The sequence below is a fragment of the Staphylococcus pasteuri genome (genome assembly GCF_030547725.1).
In the GTDB taxonomy this organism is placed as follows: domain Bacteria; phylum Bacillota; class Bacilli; order Staphylococcales; family Staphylococcaceae; genus Staphylococcus; species Staphylococcus pasteuri.
This window is the reverse complement of the sequence record NZ_JAUOQO010000010.1, coordinates 79,118-87,240: the sequence shown is the minus strand read 5'-3', so window position 1 is coordinate 87,240 and position 8,123 is coordinate 79,118. Positions and strand designations below refer to the sequence as shown.

At 30.6% G+C, this 8,123-nt stretch carries 9 protein-coding genes and 2 tRNA genes; all 11 read right to left on the bottom strand.

Annotated elements, in window-relative coordinates; translation table 11 throughout:
* Nucleotides 1–83 precede the first annotated feature (83 nt).
* Nucleotides 84–157, bottom strand: a tRNA-Gly gene (locus tag Q4528_RS11195).
* A gap of 16 nt (nt 158–173) precedes the next feature.
* Nucleotides 174–259 (bottom strand) — tRNA-Leu (locus tag Q4528_RS11190).
* 284 nt (nt 260–543) lie between these two features.
* Entirely contained in the window at nt 544–1,002 is a 459-nt protein-coding gene (locus Q4528_RS11185) for a SprT family protein (protein WP_046466917.1), read from the bottom strand.
* The gene (locus Q4528_RS11180) at nt 995–3,145 is read right to left on the bottom strand and encodes a Tex family protein (RefSeq protein WP_303521579.1); all 2,151 of its coding nucleotides are present in this window, start codon (nt 3,143–3,145) and stop codon (nt 995–997) included. The genes Q4528_RS11185 and Q4528_RS11180 overlap by 8 nt, the downstream gene beginning before the upstream one ends.
* Before the next feature lie 220 nt (nt 3,146–3,365).
* A complete protein-coding gene (gene sigB, locus Q4528_RS11175) occupies nt 3,366–4,136 on the bottom strand; it encodes an RNA polymerase sigma factor SigB (protein ID WP_029056200.1) in 771 nt (256 codons plus the stop codon).
* Nucleotides 4,111–4,590, bottom strand: a complete 480-nt coding sequence (gene rsbW / locus Q4528_RS11170) for an anti-sigma B factor RsbW (RefSeq protein WP_017637328.1) — start codon at nt 4,588–4,590, stop codon at nt 4,111–4,113. Before rsbW ends, sigB begins: the two co-directional genes overlap by 26 nt.
* A gap of 1 nt (nt 4,591) precedes the next feature.
* Entirely contained in the window at nt 4,592–4,918 is a 327-nt protein-coding gene (locus tag Q4528_RS11165) for an anti-sigma factor antagonist (protein ID WP_303521576.1), read from the bottom strand.
* A gap of 94 nt (nt 4,919–5,012) precedes the next feature.
* On the bottom strand, nt 5,013–6,014 hold the full coding sequence (locus tag Q4528_RS11160) for a SpoIIE family protein phosphatase (RefSeq protein WP_303521574.1): 1,002 nt from the start codon (nt 6,012–6,014) through the stop codon (nt 5,013–5,015).
* Between the two features lie 321 nt (nt 6,015–6,335).
* Nucleotides 6,336–6,698, bottom strand: coding sequence for a type II toxin-antitoxin system PemK/MazF family toxin (locus Q4528_RS11155; RefSeq protein WP_029056198.1), 363 nt, complete (start codon nt 6,696–6,698; stop codon nt 6,336–6,338).
* Nucleotides 6,695–6,865 carry a type II toxin-antitoxin system antitoxin MazE gene (gene mazE / locus Q4528_RS11150; protein ID WP_002451626.1) on the bottom strand — a complete coding sequence of 57 codons (171 nt, stop codon included), beginning with the start codon at nt 6,863–6,865 and terminating at the stop codon, nt 6,695–6,697. The genes Q4528_RS11155 and mazE overlap by 4 nt, the downstream gene beginning before the upstream one ends.
* A 91-nt stretch (nt 6,866–6,956) precedes the next feature.
* Nucleotides 6,957–8,105, bottom strand: a complete 1,149-nt coding sequence (gene alr, locus Q4528_RS11145) for an alanine racemase (RefSeq protein WP_046466915.1) — start codon at nt 8,103–8,105, stop codon at nt 6,957–6,959.
* Between the last annotated feature and the right edge of the window lie 18 nt (nt 8,106–8,123).

The window sequence follows — 8,123 nt, the reverse complement described above, 5'->3', positions numbered from 1 at the left end:
TTAATTGTTGTAACTTTCGTTACATTATTGGAATTAACGTTGACATATTGTCATTCAGTTTTCAATGTTCATTTTGTAAATATTGGAGCGGGTGATGGGAATCGAACCCACAACATCAGCTTGGAAGGCTGAGGTTTTGCCATTAAACTACACCCGCATGTAATTAAGTTATTTGGTGCGGCCGAGAGGACTTGAACCTCCACGGGATTTCTCCCACTAGGCCCTCAACCTAGCGCGTCTGCCATTCCGCCACGACCGCTGGCAAAACGCTTTAAAATATCGAACTACTTTTTAATAGCATAATATATTGTAAAACATTTGAAATGTTATGTCAACAAGTTTTTTAATATTAAATTAATAATCTTAATTAACTTATAAAGTGATGTGTTTTGTTAACGCAACGTTATTTATAATAAATCATTGTAAAGACTATGTCAATAATAAAAATTATTAAAATTTCAAAAAGAGTACTATAGCAATATATTAACCATAGTACTCCTTGTTATATTTGATACTATTAATTTGCATTTAGATATTTGTAACTCATTTAGAAATGTGATCAGATAGTTTTAATTTTCCTCCACATTTTCCACATCTCATTTTATTTACATCTACTTTCCTAATTCTTAAATATTTTGTAAAACAATTTTTACATGAATATATATAATTAGCTCTTTCTTTATAAGATTTTGTAGGTGTACAAAATCTTGGTGCCCCTACTTTACAACTCAAAACTTTAAAGTCACTATCTCTATGTTTATAACCTTTTCCAGTTAAATGTAAATGATAATGGCATAATTCATGTTTTATTATATCAATAATTGCTTTCTTTCCATATTTTTCATATTGCTTAGGATTAACTTCAATGTTATGAGATTTTAACATATATCTGCCGCCAGTAGTTCTTAGTCGACTATTAAAGTATGCATCATGTTGAAAAGGAATTTTAAAATATTCAATGGATATTTCACACACTAAGTTTTTTAGTTCTTGATTATTCATTTGGGTTAATCATTGTCAATGCAACTTTATCCTTTTGTTTATCAATGCTCAATATCCAAACTTCAACTATATCCCCAACACTAACTATATCCATAGGATTTTTTACAAACCTTTTAGATAGTTTTGAAACGTGAACGAGTCCATCCTGTTTTACTCCAATATCTACAAATGCTCCAAAATCCACAACATTCCTAACGGTACCACTAAGTTTCATACCTTCTTTTAAGTCTTCAATAGATAGTACATCGGATTTTAATATTGGTGTTTCAAATTCATCACGTGGATCTCTATTAGGTGCTTTTAGAGAATTTATAATATCTTCGAGTGTTGGCTCACCTATATTAAGTTCTTCAGCCAATTCTTTTACATTAACCGAATCTAGTTTATTTTTTAATGTATCGTTACCTAAATCCTCAACTTTTAGATTTACTTGTTTAAGTAACTCATATGTTGCATTGTAGCTTTCAGGGTGAATAGATGTATTATCTAACGGTTCTGTACCATCAACTATTCTCAAAAATCCAATACTTTGTTCTAAAGTTTTTGCGCCTAGTCTTTTTACTTTTGCAATCTCTTTATGGTGCTTGATAGCTCCATTTTCTTCTCTATATTCAATAATATTTTGTGCTATTTGTGAAGTCAGACCAGATACATATTGTAATAATGAACGAGATGCTGTATTTACATCCACTCCTACTTGGTTAACCGCTGTTTCTACTACAAATGTTAATGCTTTTTCTAGTTCTTTTTGGTTAACATCGTGTTGATACTGACCTACACCAATTGATTTAGGGTCAATTTTAACAAGTTCACTTAACGGATCTTGAACCCTTCTTCCGATTGATACTGCACTTCTTTCTTCAACTTGGAAATCAGGAAATTCAGCTCTTGCAATTTCAGAAGCAGAATAAACTGATGCACCCGCTTCATTTACTATTATGAATTGAACATTCAATTTATATTTTTGTATAACATTAGCTATAAATTGTTCTGTTTCTCTACTAGCTGTACCATTTCCAATTGCAATAAGTTGAACACTATAATCATTAATCATCTTAACGATTACTTTTTCAGCATTATCTAATTTATTTACAGGTGGGTGTGGGTATATCACATTTTTAGCTACAAAAGTACCATAAGGGTTAATCACCGCTAATTTACAACCAGTTCTAAACGCTGGATCCACACCTAATATTTGTTTACCTTTCATAGGTGGTTGTAAAAGTAAATTTCTTAAATTTTCACTAAACACATCAATGGCATTATTTTCAGCCTTTTCAGTTAAATCGCCTCTTATTTCTCTTTCTATCGAAGGCATAATTAACCTTTTTAAGCTATCTTTGATTGCATCTTTAACAATATATGTAGCTTCAGTTTCTTTTTTAATTTCTTGTTTTTCGATATCTTTTTCTACTTGCGTAGTATCAAATTCAATTTTTACAGTTAATACTTTTTCTTTCTCGCCTCTATTAACTGCTAATACCCTATGATTAGCCATTTTTTTAATAGGTTCAGCATAATCATAGTACATAGCGAAAATTTCTTTTTCATCTTCAGCTTTTTTCTTCTTAGTAGTAACTATTTGACCTTGGTGATAAACATTTTTCAAGATTCTTGAACGATATTTGGGGTTGTCAGAAATTTGTTCAGCAATAATATCTTGTGCCCCTTGAATTGCCTCGTCAATACTTTCAACTTCTTCATTAATGTAAATTTTAGCTTTAGCTTCAACCGCTTCGTCAAGTTGAGGTTGTAAAAGCCAAGTAGCAAAAGGTTCCAATCCTTTTCTTTTAGCTTCAGTAGCACGTGTTTTTTTCTTTTGTTTATATGGTCTATATAAATCTTCTACACGTTGCAATTTTGTTTGTTTTAGAATATCATTTTTCAGTTCATCAGATAGCATGCCTTGTTGTTCGATACTATGAATGACTTCTTCTTTTCTCTTTTGTAAGTTAACCATGTATTGATATTCATCTGAAATTTGTTTGATTTCAACTTCATCCAAGCCACCTGTTTGTTCTTTACGGTATCTTGCTATGAAAGGAACAGTATTTTTATCCTCTAATAATTTTAGTACTGATGTAATTTGTTTTTCAGAAAAATTGTACTTTTCGATGATTGATTTAATTAAATGATTGTCCATTGTTCTACCACACTTTTTCTTTAATTTATTTTTTTATTTTAACATAATCCGTTAATTTCATATTGCTTAGATAGGTTTCATTAATAAAATTCTTTTTAAAACCTTGTTTAAATTAAAATAAGATTACTACTTCTTCATAAATATAGTACTCATTTAGTATCTACATTTTACTGAAAAAATAATAACCTCATTTTTGTTATAATATTTTAAATTTAATTATTTACTGATTAGCTGCTTCTTGCAACTTTTTGATTGCAGTACGTTGTAATCTTGATACATGCATTTGGCTCAGACCTATACGTTCACCAGTTTCTTTTTGACTAAGACCTTCGATAAACGTACATTGTATGATTTCTTTTTCTCTATCTGATAATATTGGTAGAATTCTTTCTAGAATCATTCGTTTTTCAGTAAGGTCATAATTATCATCTTGTTGACCCATAATATCCAACAATGTAACTGTTGAACCATCTTTATCTGCTTCGATTGAATGATCTACACTTAGCGCATTATAACTTTGGCCCATTTCCATAGCTTCAAGAACTTCTTCATCAGTAACTTCTAAACGTTCAGCAATCTCACTAATTGATGGTGAGCGTTCTAATTCATTTGTAAGTTCATCACTAACCTTCTTTATACGAGGACCAATTTCTTTTATACGTCTTGGAACATGAACACTCCATGTTTTGTCTCTCAAATATCTTTTAATTTCACCAATAACTGTTGGCACTAGGAATGCTTCAAATTTTCGATCAAATGACAAATCAAATCTATTTATAGCACCTATTAAACCAACCATTCCCACTTGAACTAAATCTTCATGATGTGATTGACCTTTAGAGTATTTATAAGCTAATGATTCAATTAGTTTTCGGTAATGACGAACTAATTTATCTTGAGCGCCACTACTTTGGTCTTCTTGGTGTTCTTTAATCCATTGGTTAATCTGTTCAGGTGATACATCATTAACTGATTTCGACTCTTTCGTCATTATTTCGCACCTGCTCTTTTTTAATATACTTAGTCATACTTATCGTAACACCAGATTCTTTGTAAACAGTAACCTCATCCATAAGGGATTCAATTAAGAATAAACCTAATCCGCCTTCACGTAAGAAATCTACATTTTCGTTATTATCGTATGGTCCTAAGTTAGACTTAGTAGTTTCATAATCAAAACTTTCACCTTGATCTGAAATAACAATTTTAATTTTATCGTCAAATACTTCAAAGCACAAATTAATCATGCCTGTTTCAGGATTATGTTTATAAGCATGTTTTACTGCATTAGTTACAGCTTCACTAACCGCAATTTTTGAATCTTCTATATCATCATATGATGCACCTGCTCTGGTAAACACACCAGACAGTGTTAATCTAATTAAACTTACATATTCGGCAGAAGCTGGTAACCGCATTTCAATATAATCTTGTTTAGATTGCATGTTACTCTACCTCCGTTCCTTCATTAACATGCATTAAATCTTTTAATCCAGTAATATCAAAGAGTCTTCCAATACGGTCAGATACTCCTAAGATATAAAGCTCTTTATCGTTTTGATTTAATGCTTTTATTGTTCCTACAAATAGACCTAAACCTGTTGAGTCCATATAGCTTACATTTGCTAAATTTACATGGATGTCATGTGTACCTTCTTGTCTCATTGGCACAAGTACCTCTTCTAGTTCAGGTACTGTATAAACATCAAGTTCTCCGCCAACTTTAACTTCATAATATGTATCATGTGTGACAGTTTCAATATTAAGATTCATTTAATTACACTCCTAATTGTATTTCGATTCTTCTAGTTTACTATTCAAGAATAATTATACCCATTGTCATAATTCCTTAATCATAAATTAAAGTTTAATTCACTCGTTTTATAATCAATATGGTCATATCATCTTTTTTATGAGGATTTTGTACTTTTAAAATAGCTTCATAAATAATTTGAACTATGTCCTGTGGGTGCATATGCTTGTATTTTTTAATAAGATTCAATAATGTCTCTTTTTTTATAAATTCGCCTTCTTTATTTCTAGCTTCAGTTACGCCATCCGTAAGAATTATTACTAAATCATCAATATAAATAGGAATTTCTTGTTGGCTATACCGTGTTTGTTGACTAATACCTAACACGCGTCCTCTTACTTCTATTTCTTGAAATTCTTCAGTTTCAGCACGATAAACGTATCCAGGTTCATGTCCAGCTGAACTACAATATAATAAATGGTTCATTTCTTCATATAAACCATAGAACATTGTAACGAACATATTTTGATTTACGTTTTTTTCAACAACACGGTTAAGTCGCTTTAAACCTTCACTTGGTAATTGTGAATGTCCATAAGAATCCATACCAAATTTAATCTTACTCATAGCTAATGCAGCTGGAATTCCCTTCCCAATGACATCTGCAACGGCAAAACTCATAGTTCCATCATTATGATCAATTAAGTTAAAATAATCTCCACTTACTTTTTGAGCAGCAACTGAAATAACGCCAATTTGTATACTATCAAACTGAGGAATATCTGTTTTTAACATAGTTTGTTGTAGTCTAGAAGCTAAATCAATTTCTTTATCGTGGTATTGTAGTTTATTGACTAATTTTTGATAATCTCTATAACTATATCCAAATCCTTTAACAACTTCCTGTAAAACATCTAATGTGTTAAGTGCCTCATGTTCAGCTATGTCTAATGAAGAAATATAATTTTTATGTATTTCAACAATATCTTCTGGCAAAATATCTTTTTTTATAACTTCATTAGTGAATTCTTCACACTTCTTTATTAATTGTGTTTTGTTATTCGTGCTTAAGCTTTCATCTATCAATTTTTTATAATCTTTTTTAAATTCTTCCACGATTTTTGCCTCCTAACTACAACATTAATACTTGTTTCCCAATCGCTACAATTATTTTTTAATAGCATTACACAGTTTTGTTAACTATCTAAAAAAGACTTTAGGAGTGGAATACCTAAAGCCATATAACTAAACTTAAGACATCCTTTTATAATAAATAGTCCTTCGAAATAACTATCATTACTCTTAATATGTTAAAAATGCATGGTTCAACAATTAAAATAAATTAACTAGTTAAACATTCATGCAATTGTAATTATTATAAAGTTATTGTCTTTTATTTCATTATTTTATTTGTATTTGTTAAATACATACAATAATTTAAGTCTTTGGATGATTAAAATTATGTAATCCTAGACTGATGTCTAGGGCGTAATCTACTTCTTTCATTTTGTTATCTGACAAATATGTGAGCTTTTCTTTCAAACGATTTTTATCTAACGTTCGAATTTGTTCAAGTAAGATTACAGAATCTTTATCAAGTTTATACTTCTTCTTTTCTATTTCTACATGTGTGGGTATCTTAGCTTTGTTAATCCTTCCAGTAATTGCTGCAACAATTACTGTTGGACTATATTTATTACCTGTGTCATTTTGAATAATAACGACGGGTCTTACTCCCCCTTGTTCGGACCCTTGAACAGGTGATAAATCTGCTAGATAAACATCTCCTCTTCTAATCATTCATTCTTAGCGTTAGAAGTTAAATATGTTTCATTGCAATCGCACGCTTCACATTCAATTGGAAAAGCTTCGGTTGCTAGGGAGAGATTTAAATCAGCCATTTGTGCATAACCTTCTTTTAAAGATTGCTCTAAACTGTAACTTCTATTTTGATTAAAAGATAACATACAAAGAACCTCCATTGGTTTCAAAAGTAGCGTTTTTTAAGGTTTATTGATTTATCTTAATAATAACAAATTTTGAAAACAGTGACTATACTTATTTTAATAATTCATTAGTTATCTCAGTATTATCATTTTCATAATAAATACGTGGCAATCTTCTTGATAAATTACATAAGACTTCATAATTAATCGTATCTTGTTTCTTAGCTAATGCTTCAACAGATTGATTCGTATCTGAATGATTATCTAATAATATAACTTTATCACCAACTTTAACTGTGTCTGGGACTTTTACAATTGTTTGATCCATACAGACTCTACCAATCACTTCACATTGATTCCCATTAACGTTGACGAAAGCTCCTTGCATTGAACGTAAATAACCATCTGCATATCCTATAGGTAAAATAGCAATTCTTGTTGGCTCGGTTGCAGTAAATGTGCTGCCGTAACTAACAGATTCACCTTCATTTAATGTTTTTGTTTGAACAATTTCACTGACTAATTGTGTACTTGGCTTTAGATGAACTTTAACATTTTGACTTACATATTCGGATGGATAGTATCCATAAAGTGATATACCTAGACGAATGGCATTACAAAATTGTCCATCCATTAATAATGAACCAGCAGAATTTTGAGCATGAATATATGGTGGTTTGTCGACCTGATTAACTATATTTTGAAACAGTTGGTATTGGTTAGCCATAGAATCACCAGGTTCATCAGCACTAGCAAAATGTGTATAAACGCCTTCGAACACTAAATCTTCATATTTACTAATAATATCTACGACTTCTTGATACTCTTCTACATCTTTCATTCCTAATCTGCCCATACCAGTATCAAGTTTTAAATGCAGCCATAACGCTTTGTCATTTTCATCAGAAATATTCTTAATTGATTCTTTTAACCATGCTTTCGATGGAACAGTCAATGCAACACGATGTTGTATAGCTTTATTAATATCTGTAGGTGGAATAACCCCTAATATTAAGATTTTAGCTTTAATACCATGCATACGTAGTTCGATTGCTTCATCTAAGGTTGCTACTGCAAAGAAAGAAGCACCATGCTCCATTAAATGTTGAGCGATTTTAACACTTCCTAAACCATATCCATTAGCTTTAATTACTGAGATAACAGTTTTATTAGCATGCAATTTATCAAAAGTCTGATAATTGGATAAGATTGCATTCAAGTCTATATTTAAATATGTCGATCTATAAAATTTTTCTGACATAATCTTATTTCCTCCTTT

Bases quoted from the DNA above. Each gene is read 5' to 3' on its own strand.
- mazE (WP_002451626.1), bottom strand. From the start codon at position 6,865: ATGTTATCTTTTAATCAAAATAGAAGTTACAGTTTAGAGCAATCTTTA.
- Q4528_RS11165 (WP_303521576.1), bottom strand. From the start codon at position 4,918: ATGAATCTTAATATTGAAACTGTCACACATGATACATATTATGAAGTT.
- Q4528_RS11155 (WP_029056198.1), bottom strand. From the start codon at position 6,698: ATGATTAGAAGAGGAGATGTTTATCTAGCAGATTTATCACCTGTTCAA.
- alr (WP_046466915.1), bottom strand. From the start codon at position 8,105: ATGTCAGAAAAATTTTATAGATCGACATATTTAAATATAGACTTGAAT.
- Q4528_RS11180 (WP_303521579.1), bottom strand. From the start codon at position 3,145: ATGGACAATCATTTAATTAAATCAATCATCGAAAAGTACAATTTTTCT.
- rsbW (WP_017637328.1), bottom strand. From the start codon at position 4,590: ATGCAATCTAAACAAGATTATATTGAAATGCGGTTACCAGCTTCTGCC.
- sigB (WP_029056200.1), bottom strand. From the start codon at position 4,136: ATGACGAAAGAGTCGAAATCAGTTAATGATGTATCACCTGAACAGATT.
- Q4528_RS11185 (WP_046466917.1), bottom strand. From the start codon at position 1,002: ATGAATAATCAAGAACTAAAAAACTTAGTGTGTGAAATATCCATTGAA.